This is a genomic window from Flavivirga amylovorans, from assembly GCF_030540875.1.
GTDB lineage: Bacteria > Bacteroidota > Bacteroidia > Flavobacteriales > Flavobacteriaceae > Flavivirga > Flavivirga amylovorans.
In genome coordinates, this window is sequence record NZ_JAUOEM010000005.1 from 319,559 (window position 1) to 338,217 (window position 18,659).

Sequence of the window (18,659 nt, forward strand, 5' to 3'; positions counted from 1 at the left end):
ATGGGGTTAGCAGTTTTTTCATTAGAAAATAAAATAGCACTGGTTACTGGTGGCGGCACAGGAATTGGACTAGGCATTGCAAAAGCATATATTGAAGCTGGAGCAACAGTCGTTATAACAGGTCGCAGAGAACAAGTTTTAAAAGAGGCGGTTGATGAATTAGGAGAGAATGCACAGTATCGTGTAAATGATATTACCAACAAAAAGGAGATTCCAAGTTTAGTAAAAGATATTGAAACAAATATTGGCCCTGTTGACATATTGGTAAACAATGCGGGAATCCATTATAAAGGCATGGCTCAAGAAACATCTGATGAAGATTTCGAAAGAATTCTACAAACCAATGTTATGAGCGTGTTTTCCTTAACACGTGAATGCGCCAAGTATATGCTTGAAAGAAAAAAGGGATCTATATTAATGATTGGTTCTATGGCAGGGTTATTTGGTATAGATAAAGTTGTAGCCTATGGAACCTCAAAAACCGCATTAACAGGACTTGTAAATGCGTTAGTTACAGAGTATTCAACTAGTAATGTGCGTGTAAATGCTATAGCACCAGGTTGGATAGAGTCCAATATGTTTTTAAAAGCTATTGAAAGTGATGAAAAACGAAAACAACAAATAACAAACCGAATTGCTATGGATCGTTTTGGACAAACAAGCGATATTGGTAACGCCGCTGTTTTTTTAAGCTCAGAAGCCGCAAAATATATTACAGGTGTTGTATTGCCTGTAGATGGAGGAGCAACCGTAAATTTTTAATATGATAACAAAACCAACATATATAGGAGACTATGCTAAAAGTGTAGCTTTTAATAACCAAAGTCGTTTAGTATATGGTACCTCAGCACTTGGTGGTGTTTGGGGGCCTGTTGATGAATCCGAATCTATAGATGCTTTATTATTTGCATTAGAAAATGGTATTTCTGTTTTGGATACCGCACCTTCTTATGCCAATTCTGAATTGTACGTGGGCAAGGCATTGCAACAATGGAAAGGCGAAAAACCATTCGTTAGCACCAAAATAGGTCGTTTGCGAGGTGATGATGCCTTCGATGTTAAGCTCGACTATTCCCCTGAAGCGATGAAGCGAAGCTTATCCAATAGTTTAGAAACTTTAGGGTTGGAGTACATCGATTTACTATTTCTACATGAACCACAATTGGTGCCTTTGGAAAAAATAGAAGACATTCTAGATACGCTCAAAGGTTTTAAATCTGAAGGGCTAGTGAAAAAACTTGGAGTAGGAGGCAACCCTTCAGAAGCATTTAAACCATTTATAACAAAAGATAATTTTGATGTCGTATCTGGTTTTTTAAGAATGGATGCCTGTAATCTAAGCGCTTATAATGGCGAAATTCAGCAATATAAAAAAGAAGGTATAGCATATTACGCAGCATCAGCATTACACTTTTCTTTATTAGGTAATAGGTTTGAACAATACAAAAAGGAAGGTATTGATGGTGAGTGGATCACACAAACCGATTTAGACAATGCTATAAGAGTAAAAACAGTTGCAGACAGAATACATATCCCTTTAGCTACATTGGCGCAACGTTATTTATTTTCAATAGCGGAAGCAGACAGAGTAGTCATGGGAGCGCGAAATATGAAACAAATACAATCTACAATCAAGGATTGGAAATTAGGAAAGTTATCAGAAGACATATTTAATGAAATTACCGAAATAATCACAGTATGAAAGTAATTAGGCTCAATGAACCAGGAAAATGGGAATCATTTCAAGTTTCAGAATTAGATAAAACACTTTTAGAGGGAGAAGCTTTGGTTAAGGTAAAAAAGATAGGTGTTTGTGGTACAGATTTACACGCATTTAAAGGCAGTCAGCCCTTTTTCAATTACCCTAGAATTTTAGGTCATGAATTGGCTGTAGAAGTAATTGATGTAGCAAACGATGTTGAAACGATAAAAGTAGGAGACCAATGCGCTGTCGAACCTTACTACAACGAAGGTGTAAATCAAGCGGTTCGAAATGGTAAACCGAATTGCGGCGATAATTTAAGAGTATTGGGCGTACACGTAGATGGAGGTATGCAAGAATATTTTAAATATCCAGCAAAATTTCTTCATCCATCCAAGACGTTATCAGAAGATCAATTGGCAATGATAGAACCTCTAGCAATAGGTTGCCATGCGGTAGATAGAGCTCAAATATCACATAACGATATTGTTTTAGTCATTGGAGCTGGTCCTATTGGGTTAGGAACCATTCAGTTTGCTCAGTTAACAGGGGCACGAGTGATTGCTATGGATATAGACGATGACAAACTGGAAAAATGCAAAAAGATCACAAACATAAATGATACTATTAATGCTCTTGGAGATGTAGAGGCGTCATTAACCAAATTACTAGACGGGGATTTACCCACAATTGTACTGGATGCAACAGGAAGTGAAACATCTATGCTGAATACCTTTAAATATGCAGCTGCAGGCGGAACTATTGTTTTTATAGGCTTATTTTTAGGCGATGTGGTTTTTAACGATCCTTATTTTCATAAAAAAGAACTAACCCTAAAAGCAAGTAGGGCAGCTTTAAGTTCCGATTTTAGTCGTATTATTCGCTTAATAGAATCTGGTAAAATAGACCCAACACCTTTTATTACACATAGAATAAAGTTTGATGACGTTCCTACTGAATTTGAAAAACTATACACATATCAAGGCGATTTAATTAAAGCTGTCATTGAGTTGTAATGATATAAATAACAAACCACAAACAAAATCCAACTATGGCCACATCAAAAAGTATAACATCTTCAAAATATCTTGTTCCGTTTATCATTATCATGTTGTTAATGTTTTTCTGGAATTTGAGTAGAAACATCAACGATGTCCTTATTCCACATTTGAAACGAGCATGTCAATTAACGGATTTTCAGTCCTCATTGGTGCAATCCGCTTTTTTTGGAGCCTATTTTATTGTAGCCCTTCCTGCAGGATGGTACATTCAGAAGAAAGGATATCGTACAGGTATTATTACGGGTCTGGTCATAGCAGCAGTAGGTGCATTTTTGTTTTTCCCAGCAGCCGAAACCAGAATCTATTCCTTCTTTCTAGCGGCATTGTTTATCATGGCGGCAGGTTTCGCTATCTTAGAAGTAACGGCATCGCCATACATTACAAAATTAGGTGACCCTGATGGTGCTTCAAGTAGACTTAGTTTATCGGCAGCAATAGGTTCGGTAGGAGCAACGATTGCACCCTTTTTAGCTGCGAAACTTTTGCTGCACGAAGTAGATGTTGAACAAACGACCATAGACGCTTTTTCGCAGGTGGAGCTACAGACTTTTTTAACTGGCGAAGCAGATTTGGTAAAAGCACCATATTTAATATTAGGCGGTATTCTTGCCGTGATAGCGATTGTGGTACTATTTGTAAACCTGCCCGAGATCAAGGATGGTGATGGTGATGCTTCAGAGAAAAAGCCTCTAAAGGATATTTTAAAATTCAAGCACACCCTTTATGGAGTAGGAGCAGAATTCTTTTATGTAGGAGCAGAGGTTGGTATTGTCAGCTTTATCATTCGTTATGCTAAATGGCTGAATATTCCTGATTTAACCGAACAGAATTCGGCAATTTTTATTACCATTTTTATGGCCTTGGTATTGGCTGGCCGATTGGTAGGTGTTTATATTTTAAAAATATTCAATCCAGCACGGGTTTTGGCTTTTTGTAGTATTGGTGCCTTTGTTATGGTGGCAATTTCAATGAGTACTAGCGGTTATTTCTCATTGGCATGCTTGTCTTCCGTAGGTTTATTTACATCTATCGTGTATCCGATTATTTTTAGTTTAAGTATGAAAGATTTAGGAGGATATACCAAGACTGGCTCTTCCGTATTTCTTTTGGGGATTGTAGGTGGGGCGATAGTTCCGCCATTAATGGGCTATATTTCCGATATTTCTAACATACGATATTCATTCATTATTCCGCTTATTTGTTATGTATATCTCTTGTTTTTTGCTTTTAAGGGACATAAAGTCAATATTCAAGATACAACCAATGTTTCAATTTAGGTTTTTTAATGGATTATTCAGAAAATCAATTTAGACGCTTTACCTTTTTTTTGGAAACAGATTCTAAAGAGATCATCTGGTCCTTTTTAAAGTGGGATGTAGCAACGCTGCGAACTGCTGGAATTCTTAATTTAGAAGGATATCGCAAGGAAAATCAATGTTTTTTTGTTGTAGATACCCTACCGAAAATGACCCATACCGATGTTAGAAAAGTGTTTGAAATGACCCAAGGAATGTTCAATTCTCAGGAAAATAAAACCGATAAGAACCAGCACTTACCAATTCAAACGGAGCCTTTAGAACGTATTTATGAACTGGATCAAGAGAAAGTTTATGCAGCACAAGAAGGACAATTGAAAACAAGTTTAGGCACATGCAAAAGGTTTGTATGGACATTACTTTTAGAAGAAGCCCCCGAATTGATGGACGAATACAGAAAAGCTCATAGTATTGGGCAAGCATGGCCGCAGATTACGAAAAACATGAAACAGGTAGGCGTCAAGGATATGGAAATATACTTGCACGGTAACCAAGCTATTTTGATAATGGACACCAACCCTGATTTTGATTTAGAAAAAGTAAGTCCTGTATGGCAAAGCCTTCCACATGAAAAAGAATGGCAAGAATATGTGGCGAAATTTCAGCGTACACGCCCCGAAAGTTCCATTCAAGAGAAATGGTTGGACATGGAGAAAATTTAACTTGCAATTACCAGGAGGGGCAACTACCGTAAAGGTATGGTTGATTGATCTAGATGGAAACGAGCAAGGAACATATTAGGTTTAGATTGGACTCATTTAGACTTTTTCAATTTGCTAAAAAATGGCTATTTTCAGCTCTGTTTTTTTTCCTTCCGTAGCTCTGCTATGCAACTCAAAAAAGTCTTCAACATAGGCAAAAACTTCTAATTTTCGCTTAAATCCAAAAAGTCTAAATGAGTTCATTAGCAAAATATAAATTCAAATATATTTGATGCTATTTTAACGTGAATCTTGCTTAATAGTTCAAGATGTCACTTCGAGTGAAATTCTGGAAGAATTTTGTATCGAGAAGCTTTTTGGGGCGAAAATTTACTTGTTTTCGATACGATTTTTTGCAAAAATCACTCAAACTGACATAAATTTTCTTATCCAAGATTCACGTTATTTTAAGAACTCCTATTTATAGAATCAAGATAAAATAGTAGAATCTCCATAAAAAAAATCAGTAGTATAATTTACTTAAATATTTGTACGAATTTATACCACCCATTTTTGTTTTTTGTTGTGTTAACTCTTAAATATGAGGAAATTTTGTAAAAGAAAAATCTAAAATAGAAGATTGATTCGTATTTAAGAAATAAGGTTTGCAAATAGAGATATAAAAGTCATTACCTGCAAATTAAAAAAGTACACTAGGACATAGAATAGAAACTGCTTTGTTATAAGGTTGAAAATATTTCAGAAGGGGCTTTCTGCTTAATATAATCACTAAAAGCAGTTTCTATTCTATATTCTAGTTATCCAAAAAAATGTATTAATAATTGCTTTACCTTCAGGATTCTATGCTTAAATTTGCAGCATGAAAAACTATACTCTCTTACTATTAATCATCTTAATGTTTAATTGTAATACTTCAAAAGAAGAAAATTACAAAGACCAACTTATTTTAGCCGTTAATAAAGCGTCTAACAATACAGAAATTAAAGATGTTCCGAAACTTAATTTAAAAGCTGCTAAAATATTATCAGAGTTACCTTTACACTGTATGAATACAGAATATCCAAACAAGTTATCACAAACTTTGGGCGGTGATGAAGATTTAAAACCCCCAAGTGTATTGCATCCAGCTTTTTATGGCTGTTTCGATTGGCATTCTGCAGTTCATGGCCATTGGAGTTTAGTAAGTTTACTGAAATCTTTTCCAGAAATCGATATAACTGGAAAGATTAAGCAAAAATTACTTTACAATATAACTAAAGAGAATATAGAAATAGAAGTCGCTTATTTTTTAGGAAAGCACAACAAATCTTATGAGCGTACTTATGGTTGGGCTTGGTTACTAAAATTAGCAGAGGAATTGCATACTTGGAATGAACCAATAGCAAGAAAATTAGAAGATAATTTACGTCCATTAACCGATTTAATTGTTGGGAAATATATAGAATTCCTTCCTAAATTAAATTACCCAATTCGTGTAGGGGAACATCCAAATACAGCTTTCGGGCTTAGTTTTGCTTGGGATTATGCTAATACTGTAAATAATGATGAATTAAAAGGCGTTATAGAACAACGTGCTAAGGATTTTTATTTAAAAGATGCAAATTGCCCGATGGCATGGGAGCCTGGTGGTTTCGATTTTTTATCACCTTGTTTAGAGGAAGCAGCCTTAATGAAAAGGATATTAACGACAGCTGAATTTAAAATATGGATTAATCTATTTTTACCACAATTAAGATCTAAGAATTTCTATTTAGAAACTGGAAAAGTATCTGATAGAAATGATGGTAAACTAGTGCATTTAGATGGTGTTAATTTTTCACGAGCATGGAATTTAAATAAGATAGCAGAAGGATTGTCAGAGTTCTCGCATCTCAAAAAAACAGCAAATAATCATATAAACTATTCCTTACCAAGTATTGTAGATGATAGTTATGAAGGAGGACACTGGTTAGGAAGCTTTGCTATCTATGCACTGAATTCAGTCACAGAATAATTATTTAAGTTGTTTTTTATCTAAAAAGAGCTCCCTGGGGCTGGATTCCATAGCTGGAACTGAATCCTAAATTACTTATCAAAGAGTATTGATATTGAATAAGCTCTAATGAACAGCAACATAAGACTTGGACCAATCTTTCCAAACCACTTCATAGCCTTGAGATTGAATCATCTGTTTTATCTGTTCGGTATTACGCTCGTCTGAAATTTCAAATTGTTCGAGCGATTCTGGCTCCACACTATAACCTCCGGGATTTGTCTTAGATTCAGCACTCATAGAAGTAATTCCCAAATGAATACAATGATTTCTGAAGGTTTCACTTTCTCGGGTAGATAGTGACAATTCAACGTCTTCATCTAGTAATCGATACGCGCAAATTAATTGTACCAAATCAGTATCGGTCATCTCTACTTTTGGATCTAGCCCACCCAGATGGGGTCTAAGTCTTGGGAAAGAGATCGAGTATTTTGTTTTCCAATAGGTTTTTTGCAAATATTTTAAATGCAAAGCGGTATAAAAACTATCTACGCGCCAGTCTTCAAGACCAAAAAGCGCACCCAGACCAATTTTATGAATCCCAGCTTTTCCTAAGCGATCTGGTGTATCTAAACGGTAATCGAAATTCGATTTTCTACCTTTTGGGTGATGGGTTTTATAAGTTGCTTTATGATAGGTTTCCTGGTACACCAAAACGGCATACAACCCAGCACTGATTAAGGTTTCATAGTCCTCTTGATCTAAAGGTTGTACTTCGATACTGATATTTGAAAATTGAGACCGAATCAAGTCTATAGCATGTTTTATATAAGGAACACCAACAGTTTTGTTAGCTTCTCCTGTTACTAGAAGAATATGATCGTACCCCAGTTTTTTAATATACTCGACTTCCTTTAATATTTCGGCATCACTCAAGGTCTTTCTTCTAATACCATTATCCATACTAAAGCCACAATAGGTACAAATATTTTGACATTCATTGGATAAATACATGGGAATATACATTTGAATGGTATTTCCAAAACGTTTTTTGGTAATAGCATTGCTTCGTTGCGCCATCTGCTCTATATATGGTTTAGCAGCTGGAGAAATGAGTGTTTTAAAGTCTTCTAACTCAATTTTCTCTTTGAGAAGGACGTTTTCAACATCTTGAGCTGTTACTTCGTAAATCTCTTTTTCTAAAGCATCCCAATTGTATGTTTCAAATGTATGTTTAAAAGACATAAGTTGTGTTAATTTAAGTCGTTTAGAAAAGAAGTGAGAGGACTACTAGCTTCAGCCTGATTTTTAATAGGAGCTAGTTTGGAATTATAAGCCATTCTTCCAGCTTCAATAGCCATTTTAAAAGCAATTGCCATATCTATAGGGTTCTGAGAGACAGCAATAGCGGTATTTACTAAAACGGCATCAGCACCTAATTCCATAGCAAATGCGGCGTGAGATGGTGCACCAATACCCGCATCAACTATTACAGGTACGTTGCTTTGTTCGATAATGATTTCCAAAAATTCAAGGGTTTTAATGCCTTTATTGCTTCCAATAGGAGCACCTAATGGCATGACGCATGGTACACCAACATCTTCCAAACGTTTACATAAAACAGGGTCGGCATGAATATAAGGCATCACGACGAATCCGAGTTTTACCAATTCCTCAGCAGCTTTTAAAGTTTCGATAGGGTCGGGGAGCAAGTATTTTGGATCTGGATGTATTTCCAGTTTTATCCAATTGGTTTGAAGTGCTTCTCTTGCTAATTCAGAAGCAAATATCGCTTCTTTTGCTGTTCTTACTCCAGATGTATTAGGAAGTAAATTAATATGTTCTTGGTTTAAATGAACAAGCATATCATCCGATTTATTCTCTAAATCGACCCGTTTCAAAGCAACTGTAACCAATTCGCTTTTCGAGGCTATGATGGCCTCACGCATTGTATTGGCACTACTAAATTTTCCTGTTCCGGTGAATAATCGTGACTTAAAAGTTTTGTCTGCTATTTTAAGTGTATCTGTTGTCATGTTATATGTTTTGATTTGGATTCCAAACCTGTTCTTGCTCTGAAGGATCGTTTAACAGTTTGTTGAATTGACTAATTTTATTAAAGTCTTTGGTGATTTCTCCAGAAGCAGCAATGCCATGAATTCCTGTTTTTAAAATGTCTGGAACATCTTCTATAGTTATACCTCCAATGGCGATAATAGGAGTGTCTGTTTGTAATGCTTCAAGAATGGTTAAGTATCCATTCGTTCCTAGAATCGGACTTAGATTATTTTTTGTTGTTGTAAAACGAAAAGGCCCTAAACCAATATAGTTTACTTTTTTTTCGATGAGTGCTTCACAGTCCTCAAGTGTGTTGGCAGTACCTCCAATAATTTGCCAGGTTTCTAAATGTTTCCTTGCTACAGTAGGAGCCGTGTCATTTTTTCCCAAGTGCACGCCGTCTGCTTTTATTTTTTTTGCAATTTTATAATGATCATTAATGATTAAGCGTGTTTGATAATGTGCTGTAAGCTCTCTGGCTTCTTCTGCAATTTTCAGCATTTTTTTTTCGGACAAGTTCTTTAAACGCAATTGTACCAATTCTGCCCCCGAAGTACATGCTTTTTTGATGTTTTCAAGATGTTCTTTTCCTGAGTTTCCTTGTGATATGTAATGTAATTTCGGAATCATAATTCTAATTATTAATTATTTGAGTTTGCTCAACGGTATTGTATTTATGCTTTCCTAAGAGACTATCATTAGAATTCAAAAACTGTTCTGTATACTGTTTCGCATTTTTAGCCGCATCTTCTAATTCAATGCTCAAAGCAAAATTACTAGCCAGAGAAGCAGATAGTACGCAACCACTTCCATGTTTTTCATAAACTTTATTGGTATTTGGAGGTATGTTTACCATAACGATTGCACTGTGATACAATGCATCCCAACCTTTTTTGTCGGTTCGGTGGCCACCTTTTAAGTAGATATTGGTTAATGATGATATATATTCAATAGTATTTTCAATACTTAATTGAGGATATAAACTTTGAATTTCATCGTAGTTTGGTGTTACAATAAAGCATTTTTCCCATATTTTATCTAATAAATTTTGGCTTTCGGTTTCGTGAAAATCAAAACCTGCACTTGCTTTGATGATGGGGTCTAAAACAATTTTTATATCGGAATTTAATTCGTGTAACTTGTTTAGAATATAATGTAATACTTCCCAGGATTCTACAATTCCAATTTTTACAGTGTGAATTTTAAAACGCTTAAAAAGGATTTCGATTTGAGCTATAATTACATCGGCTTTTGTCCAGATGCATTGTTTAAAATCGATATCATTTTGAATGGTCATAGCAGTACAAACGGACAAACCGTATAGTCCGTGCGACTCAAATGTTTTAATATCTGATGTTAATCCAGCACCTCCAGAGGGATCATGACCAGCAATGGTTAGTATGTATGTTTTGTCGTTCATTTATCGCTCAAAGTGATTTTTCATGGTTTTAAAAACATCTATAGGGGTATTGCTATTCCAAATACCGCCTAAAACCCCCACACCTTTAAATCCTAATGTGTCAAATTCAGTAAGATTATCAGTCGTTACGCCGCCCATTCCAATAATACGTTTATCAATATGATTGACATCAAACCCTCTGCCTTCATAGTCTTTTTTGGAGATTGAAGAGAAAACGGGACTTAGTAAATGATAATCAAATTCAAATTCGCAGCTTGCTAAAACATCAGGTTCATGAAATGAACTACTAATGGTTTTTCCATACATATCTAATCCTTTGAAATACTGGCTGGGATTATCTATGTTATCTATTCTTTTTTGTTCTTGAAAATGGATGCCTTTTAAGTGGTATGTATTAATTAACTCATGAAAATAATGTACCACAATGCGATTGTGAAATTTAGAATCAATTTGATCTAAATAATCGCAGTGTTCCTGATAATTTTTTTCAGGTTTTCTTAAATGATAGTATTCTAAACCAGCTTCGAAAAGCTGATTTAGAATGACTATTTCATTGTGAATATCGGTTTCAGGAGCAATTAATACAATCATAGTTTATAAATAGACTTCGCTTCCTTTTTCTTTGAATTCTTTCGATTTTTCTTCCATACCTTTTTGAACCACTTCATTATCAACAATATCATTTTCTGCGGCAAAATCACGTACTTCTTGAGAAATTTTCATGGAGCAAAACTTAGGGCCGCACATAGAACAGAAATGAGCTATTTTAGCACCATCTGCGGGTAAGGTCTCATCGTGATATTCTCTAGCTAATTCTGGATCAAGTCCCAAATTAAATTGATCTTCCCAACGGAATTCAAATCGTGCTTTACTTAATGCGTTATCCCTGTGCTGTGATCCAGGGTGTCCTTTTGCTAAATCGGCAGCATGAGCCGCTAATTTATAAGTCACAACCCCAGTTCGTACATCGTCTTTATTTGGTAATCCTAAATGTTCTTTTGGAGTTACATAACAAAGCATGGCGCATCCGTACCAGCCAATCATAGCCGCTCCAATACCAGAAGTAATATGATCGTAGCCTGGAGCAATGTCTGTTGTTAAAGGCCCTAATGTATAGAAAGGTGCTTCATCACAAACCTCAATTTGTTTCTCCATATTTTCTTTAATCATGTGCATGGGTACGTGACCAGGGCCTTCTATAAAGCATTGTACTTCTTGCTCGCGTGCAATTTTGGTTAATTCACCCAACGTTTCTAGTTCAGCAAACTGCGCTTCGTCATTTGCATCTGCTACAGAACCTGGACGCAATCCGTCTCCTAAAGAAAAAGCGACGTCATATTGTTTTAAAATAGCGCAAATATCTTCAAAATGTGTATAAAGGAAATTTTCTTTGTGATGTGCCAGACACCATTTAGCCATGATAGATCCTCCACGGGATACAATGCCTGTGACACGTTTAGCCGTCATAGGAACAAATCTTAATAGAACACCTGCATGAATGGTGAAATAATCAACACCTTGTTCAGCCTGCTCTATTAAGGTATCTCTAAAAATGTCCCATGTTAGATCTTCTGCAACGCCATTTACTTTTTCTAAAGCCTGATAAATTGGAACGGTTCCAACAGGTACTGGAGAGTTTCTAACAATCCACTCTCTGGTTTCGTGAATATTTTCTCCTGTAGATAAATCCATGATGTTATCGGCTCCCCATCTACAAGCCCAAACGGCTTTTTCAACTTCTTCTTCAATGGAAGATGTTACAGCGGAATTACCAATATTGGCATTGATTTTCACTAGAAAGTTTCTTCCTAAAATCATAGGTTCTGCTTCTGGGTGATTAATGTTTGATGGAATAACAGCGCGACCTCTGGCTACTTCCGAACGAACAAATTCGGCCGTGATCTTAGAAGGAATGGAAGCCCCAAAATGTTCGCCTTTGTGTTGCTTGCTAATTTCGGTTATTTCATCAATTCGCTGGTTTTCACGAATAGCAATGTATTCCATTTCTGGAGTTATAATGCCTTGTTTGGCATAATGTAATTGAGTGACATTTTTACCTTCTTTGGCACGTAATGGTTTTTTGAGTAATGAAAAACGCATGTGATCTAATGAGGCATCATTTAAACGTTCGTTACTATATGTAGATGTGAATTGATCTAATTCCTCAACATCATTGCGATCTAAAATCCATTGTTTGCGAATAGGTTCAATGCCTTTGTGAATATCAATATCTTTATTTGGGTCTGTATAAGGTCCCGAAGTGTCGTATACTGTTACTGGTTCGTTTGGTGTTAATTTCCCAGTCATGGAATCTTTAGTATCACTAAGAGCAATTTCTCTCATGGCTACTTGTATGTTTGGGTGTATGTCACCTTTTACATAGATTTTTTTAGAATTAGGAAACGGATTTCTTGAAATTGTTCCTTCCTTTGGAGCTGTGTCTTTTGTTTTCATTTCATAAATACTTTTAGTACTGGAATGGCATTAACCACCTTGGGTTGCTTGAATAATTAAAACATGATCATTGGAGCTTAAGCTATGTGAATTCCATAGCTCTTTTGCTATAATTTGATTGTTAATAGCAAAAGCAATGCCTTCTGAAGGCGATTTGATTTTAGTAAGTAGTTTAGAAATAGTGGTGGTTTCTTCAACCTCTAATTCTGTCTCATTTACCGATATTTTAATCATAAATAATACATTTTAATGATTTTTTATAACTAAAGGGGTAGAGACAAAATACTTTGAAATAGAAGTACAGCCATTATAAATTAATGTGTACTTAAATAAGAAGTATGTAAATGCATATATAAGATGCATTTCTAACTTTTTCCTTCGTTGGTGCTAACCATATCAGGTTCAAAGGGACTCTCTCAGTTCCAATATAAGGAACACCCCTAAAGTTTCGGATACAAATTTATTTAAAAATATCCGTTTTGGCTATGTTTTTTTGGATAAACATTAATTATTTGATTGAAATATTAAGTGAGAGTTGAGCAGAAAAAACCTTTTTTGAATCATAATTGTAGAAAAAAATCAAAGCGTTTAGTATAAGGTAACATTCTAGATGAAAATTCTTGTATATATTTTGAAACAGAAGCGCATCAAATACATTATTCATTTGACGATAGTATAATTAAAGGGAATTCATCATATAAAAATGTTTCTGAATGGTAAAAGAACGACAAGATTCAATATGCAAGAAGAGATAATTAATAAAGTAAAAGTTTTTCAAAAAACTAAAATTTAGGCTAAAGCCTTACATTAAGTATGGTAAAACCCTAATGAGTTTAGTGAGAATATGGATATAATTGTTTTCAATTTTTAATTACAATATTTTGAATAATTATCTTATAATTGATACAGAAGAAGTTAGTATAAAAAAAATAAAAAAAGTTCTCAGTGATTTCCCCGAGTTTAATTGTGTTGGTTGTACTTATGATTATTTAGAACCTATTGATGTTATTCTTAAAAATACTCCTGATTTAATTTTTTTAAACCTAGATACAGTATTAGATAACCCCTTTAATCTAGTTAATGAAGTAGATCAATATTTAAAAAAGGATTATGAGTTTATTGCTATTTCTTCTTCAAAAGAAAAAACGTATGAAGCTATAAAAACTGGCTTTTTTGATTATTTATTAAATCCAATAACTGAATTGGATATAAGAAAAGCAGCTTTAAAGTTTAAAAAAAAACACTCAAATAAAACTGGTAAAACCATTTGTCTAAAATCTTATAAAGATTATCAGTATTTAAATGCGGATGAAATTTTGTTTTTGAAAGCAGATAATAATACTACTGATTTTTATATGAATAATGGACATACTGTAAGTGCTTATAAAACACTTAAGACTTTTGAATTAATACTGCCGAGAAATTTCTTAAGAATACATAAAAGCTATATTGTCAATAAAAATTATGTTAACAGAGTCAATTACGGTACTTTAAATTGTACACTAAAAAAATGCTTAAAAAATATACCATTTAGCAAAACATATATTAACAATGTAGAACTTATGATAAATGCATTATCGCAAACTTCAGTATTAGGGTTAAGTTGATTTCCCTATCAAAAAATACTGTTTCACTAATGTAAGTATCTATTTCACTAATTACATTCAAATAGTATGAAGTTTCTCGTTTGTATATTTTATGTTTGTTAGACACTATGAATGTGTGAAATTTGATTTATAAAACTATTTTAGTTAATGCCAATAAACTTAAAAATAAATTTTCAATTAAAAATGTATGAAAAGTGGAGATTAAGCACTTCGTTTTTTTGGAAGATTGGGTTGGGTTAAAGTAAATTGATTGTGATAAAATAACATTTTTTTAATTTAATATTCTCTAACATGAAAAGTCCCTGCAGAGTTTTGCTTATTGACGACCACCCACTAATTACAGATGTTTATAAAAATGCTTTACAAAAAACAAACAAATTAAATAAAGCTTTTAAATTTAGTATTGATGTGGCTCATAGTTGTGATACTGCTTTACTAAAAATTAATGAGGCAGCTAAAAATAAACCCTTTGATATTGTTTTTTTAGACATAAGAATACCTGCATCTAAAGACAATAAAATTTTAGGAGGAGAAGACTTAGGTATATTAATTAGAAAACAATTTAAAAATATAAAAATAATTGTATCTACTAGTTATGATGATAGTTATATGATTTCTTGCATTCTTAAAAATATTAACCCAGAGGCTTATGTGACTAAGGGAGATTTAACAATAGAGGTATTAAACGAAACTATAAAAACGGTTGTTTTAGAGCCCCCTTATTACAGTAAAACTGTAATGAAAATTTTACGGAAGCAATCTGCAAATGACTTTGTTATTGACAATATCGATAGGAAGATTTTATATGAACTATCAAATGGGACAAAAATGAACGAATTACCAAGTGTTTTGCCACTTTCAATTGCTGCACTTGAAAGAAGAAAACGAATATTAAAAGATGTTTTTAATGTTGAAGGTAAAGGAGATAGAGATTTGCTTCAATTAGCTCATGAAAAAGGTTTCATTTAGTAATGACGAATTCCTAACTTAAGGTATAAATCTTTAAAATTTGATTAAAAACTTAGGTTTATTTATCAATAAACTCTGGTTGATTATGCTCTAAAATTAAATATTATAAAGTAAGGGATTGCCTTTTTATTTTAAGGCATAACCTTAGTTGTTTTAATATAAGGTCTATTACTTTTAACCATATATGGTTAAAAGTAAAACTGAAAATATAATTGTTTATTAGTTGAAAAATAAATCAAGAAATAGCATTAACTCAAAGTATTTATTAAAGGCCTCTTCTTTAATAAATGCCATTTTTATTTGTGTTATTATTTCTGTTTTTAGCGGTTGTTTTATTTTAATATCTCATTATCAAAATGTATTGAATGACAGGCTTTATCTTCAAGAAGACTTAATTAATAAAAACGAGTCGGCATTCCATTATTTTTTAAACAATAATGAATTGGTTTCTTATAACGATGTTAAGGAGATTTATGTTTTTGATGATGATATTCCATCCTTTATTGAGAAAAAGAATTGGGGCTTTTATGATATTTTAATTTGTAAAACTGTATTTAAAAATGATACTATTAGTAAAACAGTTTTAGTAGGTAGCATTAAAAAAGCTATAGACAATTTTGCATTATATGTTACTGATTATGATAAACCTTTAAAATTATCTGGTAACACAAAAGTTTCAGGTAATATTGAAATCCCTAACGGACGTATTGAGCAAGCCTATATTAACGGACAGAAAGGTAATGCTATAAATTTGAAAGGGCAGCAATTAAAATCTAAAGATAAACTTCCAAAAATTGATAAAGTTATTGATATAGATGTTTCAGGTTTACCTCGTTTGTCATTCAATACTATTAATGAAGAAAAGATACATATTAACGGATTTGATAGAGATACTAAGGTTATTGATCTTAATGGTATAACTTCTCTGAAAGATATTAGTTACAAGGGAAATTTTATTTTGTATTCTATTAATGATTTAGAAATTGATAGCTCAGTAACATTACATGATGTTGTCGTAATGGCACCAGTTATTAAAATTGAATCGGGATTTAAAGGCAATATTCAAATCATAGCTACTAGTGAAGTTGTTATTGAAGAAAATGTATCGTTAATGTATCCTTCTAGTATTTATATTAAAAATGATACAGACATTGTTTCTATAGAAATTAAAAAAAACAGCACATTAGTTGGAGGTATAGTAATAGATGGAGATACTTATAATAATTCTTTAGAGCGTAAATTATTCATAAATGAAAGTGCTACTATAATAGGGAATGTCTATTGTTATGGAAGTACAGAATTAAAGGGAAGTATTATAGGGAGTCTTTATACAGATAGGTTTTTTCTAAATACTGAAGCTTCTAATTATGAAAATATTATTCTAAATGCATCTATAAACAAGGATAAACTTCCAGATAATTTTGTGGAACTTCCTTTATTTAATAACTCATCTAATAAAAAAAAATATGCAGTTATTAAAGAATTTTAAGGAGTTGAAGGCCTCTTCGTTAGTAGAATCTGTAATAGCAATTTCCATTATCTCCATTTGCGTGTTAGTAGTTTTTATGGTGTATCTAAATGTTATTAAGCTAAATAAACCGGTTTCTTATTTTAAAGCTAAACATACTGTTGAATTTTTAACACATGAAAGCATAGAACAACAAGATTATGAAGATAATATTTTTAAATATGAAGGATATACTGTTGCTAAAAATGTAAAAATCAATGAAAAGGGTCAAATGGTGTCTCTATCATTTCTTATAAAAACTGGATCAAAAGAGTATAAGATTAATAAGCTAATTCCATATAATGAATAATAGTGCATATTTGAAGAGTTTCACCATATTAGAGGCTTTAATAAGCTTGGCTCTTATGGGGATTATCATAACATTGAGCTATACTGTATTTAATTTGGTTGAAAAACAAATGGCACTTTTTCAGAATGAAAACAGGAGTGTTTTACAATACAATTTATTTAATATAGCTATTAAAAATGATATTTATAACGCTGAAAACTTCACTCATGATGATGACCAATTATTATTGGAGCATTACGATGGATCTACTATAAGTTATCAAGTATTAAAGAATTTAATTTTAAGGCATCATAGTATAAAAACAGACACCTTTAAGCTGAATGTGTCAAGTCACGAATTCTCACAGAGTGATATTTCTAAGCCTCTGAATAAAACATTTAAGATTTCTATTGAAGTTTTAGGTGAGCTCATTAATACAAATTATTATTTGAAAAAAAATACAGCAAGTACTATAAACAGTATCTATTTTAATGAAATGCCTATAAATGAAAATTGAATTAAGTACATATAATCCAAAAATAAAGAAGAAAAATACGTTTAATGCGGATATTACTTTTTCTACTTCAGTTTTTAAACGGTTTTCAGATAAACAAAAAGAAGATTTTTATAGGGAGTTTTCTACCCTTATAAAATCTGGAGTAGATTTTAATCAAGCTTTAGAAATATTAACAAGTCAACAAAAATCTAAATTTGTAAGATCTATCTATAAAACTATTAATGATGATGTTGTTAAAGGAAAATCACTTCATCAAGCCATACAAAATTATAAATACTTTTCGCCTTATGAGTATTACAGTATAAAAATTGGTGAAGATACAAGGCGGTTACCAGCCATTTTTGATCAACTTCAAAAATTCTTTTCACGAAAAATTAAAATGAAAAGGCAGGTTGTTTCTGTTTTAGCATACCCCGCGTTTGTATTACTTATAACATTTGGAGTACTCTATTTTATGCTAAACTTTGTGGTGCCCATGTTTGCATCCGTTTTTCAACAATTTGGAAAAGAACTACCAGAAATCACACAATTTGTTGTAAATGTTTCAAACAATTTTAATGTTATAATTTCAGTGATATTAGGGTTTGTTTTATTAATGTTTATTGCGCATAAATTATTAAAACAACATGATACATATAAAAGAGCGCTATCAAGTATACTTCTCAAAACACCTTATTTTGGAAGTCTTATTAGAAAGATTTACTTAGCTCGTTTTTGCCAATCATTTGGGCTTTTATTATCTGCCAAAACACCATTGATTACATCTTTAGAATTAACAGAGAAGATGATTTCATTCTATCCATTAAAAAAAGCATTATCACAGACTAAAAAAGACATTCTGAAAGGAGAAACTCTTGCCAATAGTTTAAAGAAGCATACTTTTTTTACTCCAAAAATAATATCGTTAACAGCTATTGGAGAACAGATTAATGAGTTGGATGCTATGTACGATGGGTTAGCAAATCAATATAACGATGATGTAGATCATTCAACCAAAATGATAGGAACCATTTTAGAGCCAATCATGATTGTTATTATTGGAGGTATTGTTGGTTTTATAATGATTGCGATGTACTCACCAATTTTTAATTTAAGTAAAGTCATTCAAAATTAGATAGCAAATAA

At 32.8% G+C, this 18,659-nt stretch carries 20 protein-coding genes and 1 riboswitch; of the genes, 12 read left to right on the forward strand and 8 right to left on the reverse strand.

Annotation, left to right across the window (positions count from 1 at the left end):
- Genes Q4Q39_RS15655 through Q4Q39_RS15675 form a run of 5 tightly spaced genes read left to right on the forward strand, consistent with a single transcriptional unit; the run spans position 1 to position 4,741 of the window.
- A complete protein-coding gene (locus tag Q4Q39_RS15655; RefSeq protein WP_303283497.1) occupies positions 1-762 on the forward strand; it encodes an SDR family NAD(P)-dependent oxidoreductase in 762 nt (253 codons plus the stop codon).
- 1 nt (position 763) lies between these two features.
- Positions 764-1,702 (forward strand): aldo/keto reductase, encoded by a 939-nt coding sequence (locus tag Q4Q39_RS15660; protein ID WP_303283498.1) that lies wholly within the window; start codon positions 764-766, stop codon positions 1,700-1,702.
- Positions 1,699-2,718, forward strand: a complete 1,020-nt coding sequence (locus Q4Q39_RS15665) for a zinc-binding alcohol dehydrogenase family protein (protein ID WP_303283499.1) — start codon at positions 1,699-1,701, stop codon at positions 2,716-2,718. The genes Q4Q39_RS15660 and Q4Q39_RS15665 overlap by 4 nt, the downstream gene beginning before the upstream one ends.
- A gap of 35 nt (positions 2,719-2,753) precedes the next feature.
- On the forward strand, positions 2,754-4,040 hold the full coding sequence (fucP, locus tag Q4Q39_RS15670) for an L-fucose:H+ symporter permease (protein WP_303283500.1): 1,287 nt from the start codon (positions 2,754-2,756) through the stop codon (positions 4,038-4,040).
- Between the two features lie 8 nt (positions 4,041-4,048).
- The gene (locus Q4Q39_RS15675; RefSeq protein WP_303283501.1) at positions 4,049-4,741 is read left to right on the forward strand and encodes an L-rhamnose mutarotase; all 693 of its coding nucleotides are present in this window, start codon (positions 4,049-4,051) and stop codon (positions 4,739-4,741) included.
- A gap of 114 nt (positions 4,742-4,855) precedes the next feature.
- On the opposite strand, the gene Q4Q39_RS15680 is transcribed toward Q4Q39_RS15675, so the two are convergent.
- Positions 4,856-4,984: a hypothetical protein gene (locus tag Q4Q39_RS15680; protein WP_303283502.1), complete on the reverse strand. Its 129-nt coding sequence runs from the start codon at positions 4,982-4,984 to the stop codon at positions 4,856-4,858.
- 616 nt (positions 4,985-5,600) lie between these two features.
- Here Q4Q39_RS15680 and Q4Q39_RS15685 point away from each other — a divergent pair.
- On the forward strand, positions 5,601-6,734 hold the full coding sequence (locus Q4Q39_RS15685) for a DUF2891 domain-containing protein (RefSeq protein ID WP_303283503.1): 1,134 nt from the start codon (positions 5,601-5,603) through the stop codon (positions 6,732-6,734).
- A gap of 105 nt (positions 6,735-6,839) precedes the next feature.
- Here Q4Q39_RS15685 and thiH read toward each other — a convergent pair whose 3' ends face one another.
- The 7 genes from thiH to thiS are packed head-to-tail and all read right to left on the reverse strand — an operon-like array spanning position 6,840 to position 12,879.
- The gene (gene thiH, locus Q4Q39_RS15690) at positions 6,840-7,958 is read right to left on the reverse strand and encodes a 2-iminoacetate synthase ThiH (protein ID WP_303283504.1); all 1,119 of its coding nucleotides are present in this window, start codon (positions 7,956-7,958) and stop codon (positions 6,840-6,842) included.
- A gap of 8 nt (positions 7,959-7,966) precedes the next feature.
- Positions 7,967-8,749 carry a thiazole synthase gene (locus tag Q4Q39_RS15695; RefSeq protein ID WP_303283505.1) on the reverse strand — a complete coding sequence of 261 codons (783 nt, stop codon included), beginning with the start codon at positions 8,747-8,749 and terminating at the stop codon, positions 7,967-7,969.
- Position 8,750: 1 nt separating this feature from the next.
- Positions 8,751-9,401, reverse strand: coding sequence for a thiamine phosphate synthase (thiE, locus tag Q4Q39_RS15700; protein ID WP_303283506.1), 651 nt, complete (start codon positions 9,399-9,401; stop codon positions 8,751-8,753).
- Positions 9,402-9,405: 4 nt separating this feature from the next.
- Positions 9,406-10,191 carry a hydroxymethylpyrimidine/phosphomethylpyrimidine kinase gene (locus Q4Q39_RS15705; RefSeq protein ID WP_303283507.1) on the reverse strand — a complete coding sequence of 262 codons (786 nt, stop codon included), beginning with the start codon at positions 10,189-10,191 and terminating at the stop codon, positions 9,406-9,408.
- Positions 10,192-10,782 carry a thiamine phosphate synthase gene (locus tag Q4Q39_RS15710; RefSeq protein ID WP_303283508.1) on the reverse strand — a complete coding sequence of 197 codons (591 nt, stop codon included), beginning with the start codon at positions 10,780-10,782 and terminating at the stop codon, positions 10,192-10,194.
- A 3-nt stretch (positions 10,783-10,785) separates the two neighbouring features.
- Positions 10,786-12,645, reverse strand: coding sequence for a phosphomethylpyrimidine synthase ThiC (gene thiC, locus Q4Q39_RS15715; RefSeq protein WP_303283509.1), 1,860 nt, complete (start codon positions 12,643-12,645; stop codon positions 10,786-10,788).
- Between the two features lie 30 nt (positions 12,646-12,675).
- Positions 12,676-12,879: a sulfur carrier protein ThiS gene (thiS, locus tag Q4Q39_RS15720; protein ID WP_303283510.1), complete on the reverse strand. Its 204-nt coding sequence runs from the start codon at positions 12,877-12,879 to the stop codon at positions 12,676-12,678.
- A gap of 122 nt (positions 12,880-13,001) precedes the next feature.
- Positions 13,002-13,097: riboswitch (TPP riboswitch) on the reverse strand.
- A gap of 429 nt (positions 13,098-13,526) precedes the next feature.
- On the opposite strand from thiS, the gene Q4Q39_RS15725 reads away from it, so the two are divergent.
- From Q4Q39_RS15725 to Q4Q39_RS15750, 6 genes are all read left to right on the forward strand, one after another.
- Positions 13,527-14,252, forward strand: a complete 726-nt coding sequence (locus Q4Q39_RS15725; RefSeq protein WP_303283511.1) for a LytR/AlgR family response regulator transcription factor — start codon at positions 13,527-13,529, stop codon at positions 14,250-14,252.
- 291 nt (positions 14,253-14,543) lie between these two features.
- Entirely contained in the window at positions 14,544-15,221 is a 678-nt protein-coding gene (locus tag Q4Q39_RS15730; RefSeq protein WP_303283512.1) for a response regulator, read from the forward strand.
- Positions 15,222-15,444: 223 nt separating this feature from the next.
- Positions 15,445-16,710, forward strand: coding sequence for a hypothetical protein (locus Q4Q39_RS15735; RefSeq protein WP_303283513.1), 1,266 nt, complete (start codon positions 15,445-15,447; stop codon positions 16,708-16,710).
- Positions 16,688-17,038, forward strand: a complete 351-nt coding sequence (locus Q4Q39_RS15740) for a hypothetical protein (protein WP_303283514.1) — start codon at positions 16,688-16,690, stop codon at positions 17,036-17,038. The genes Q4Q39_RS15735 and Q4Q39_RS15740 overlap by 23 nt, the downstream gene beginning before the upstream one ends.
- Complete coding sequence (locus Q4Q39_RS15745) at positions 17,031-17,534, forward strand: type II secretion system protein (protein ID WP_303283515.1); 504 nt, start codon at positions 17,031-17,033, stop codon at positions 17,532-17,534. Before Q4Q39_RS15740 ends, Q4Q39_RS15745 begins: the two co-directional genes overlap by 8 nt.
- Positions 17,524-18,648 (forward strand): type II secretion system F family protein, encoded by a 1,125-nt coding sequence (locus Q4Q39_RS15750; protein ID WP_303283516.1) that lies wholly within the window; start codon positions 17,524-17,526, stop codon positions 18,646-18,648. The genes Q4Q39_RS15745 and Q4Q39_RS15750 overlap by 11 nt, the downstream gene beginning before the upstream one ends.
- Positions 18,649-18,659 lie beyond the last annotated feature (11 nt).

What these genes read in the sequence shown, in the direction of transcription:
- Q4Q39_RS15665 (WP_303283499.1), top strand. Translation starts at nt 1,699, where the DNA reads ATGAAAGTAATTAGGCTCAATGAACCAGGAAAATGGGAATCATTTCAA.
- Q4Q39_RS15750 (WP_303283516.1), top strand. Translation starts at nt 17,524, where the DNA reads ATGAAAATTGAATTAAGTACATATAATCCAAAAATAAAGAAGAAAAAT.
- fucP (WP_303283500.1), top strand. Translation starts at nt 2,754, where the DNA reads ATGGCCACATCAAAAAGTATAACATCTTCAAAATATCTTGTTCCGTTT.
- Q4Q39_RS15740 (WP_303283514.1), top strand. Translation starts at nt 16,688, where the DNA reads ATGCAGTTATTAAAGAATTTTAAGGAGTTGAAGGCCTCTTCGTTAGTA.
- Q4Q39_RS15695 (WP_303283505.1), bottom strand. Translation starts at nt 8,749, where the DNA reads ATGACAACAGATACACTTAAAATAGCAGACAAAACTTTTAAGTCACGA.
- Q4Q39_RS15745 (WP_303283515.1), top strand. Translation starts at nt 17,031, where the DNA reads ATGAATAATAGTGCATATTTGAAGAGTTTCACCATATTAGAGGCTTTA.
- thiS (WP_303283510.1), bottom strand. Translation starts at nt 12,879, where the DNA reads ATGATTAAAATATCGGTAAATGAGACAGAATTAGAGGTTGAAGAAACC.
- Q4Q39_RS15655 (WP_303283497.1), top strand. Translation starts at nt 1, where the DNA reads ATGGGGTTAGCAGTTTTTTCATTAGAAAATAAAATAGCACTGGTTACT.
- Q4Q39_RS15730 (WP_303283512.1), top strand. Translation starts at nt 14,544, where the DNA reads ATGAAAAGTCCCTGCAGAGTTTTGCTTATTGACGACCACCCACTAATT.
- Q4Q39_RS15705 (WP_303283507.1), bottom strand. Translation starts at nt 10,191, where the DNA reads ATGAACGACAAAACATACATACTAACCATTGCTGGTCATGATCCCTCT.
- thiC (WP_303283509.1), bottom strand. Translation starts at nt 12,645, where the DNA reads ATGAAAACAAAAGACACAGCTCCAAAGGAAGGAACAATTTCAAGAAAT.
- Q4Q39_RS15680 (WP_303283502.1), bottom strand. Translation starts at nt 4,984, where the DNA reads ATGAACTCATTTAGACTTTTTGGATTTAAGCGAAAATTAGAAGTTTTT.
- thiH (WP_303283504.1), bottom strand. Translation starts at nt 7,958, where the DNA reads ATGTCTTTTAAACATACATTTGAAACATACAATTGGGATGCTTTAGAA.
- Q4Q39_RS15710 (WP_303283508.1), bottom strand. Translation starts at nt 10,782, where the DNA reads ATGATTGTATTAATTGCTCCTGAAACCGATATTCACAATGAAATAGTC.
- Q4Q39_RS15660 (WP_303283498.1), top strand. Translation starts at nt 764, where the DNA reads ATGATAACAAAACCAACATATATAGGAGACTATGCTAAAAGTGTAGCT.
- Q4Q39_RS15685 (WP_303283503.1), top strand. Translation starts at nt 5,601, where the DNA reads ATGAAAAACTATACTCTCTTACTATTAATCATCTTAATGTTTAATTGT.
- thiE (WP_303283506.1), bottom strand. Translation starts at nt 9,401, where the DNA reads ATGATTCCGAAATTACATTACATATCACAAGGAAACTCAGGAAAAGAA.
- Q4Q39_RS15675 (WP_303283501.1), top strand. Translation starts at nt 4,049, where the DNA reads ATGGATTATTCAGAAAATCAATTTAGACGCTTTACCTTTTTTTTGGAA.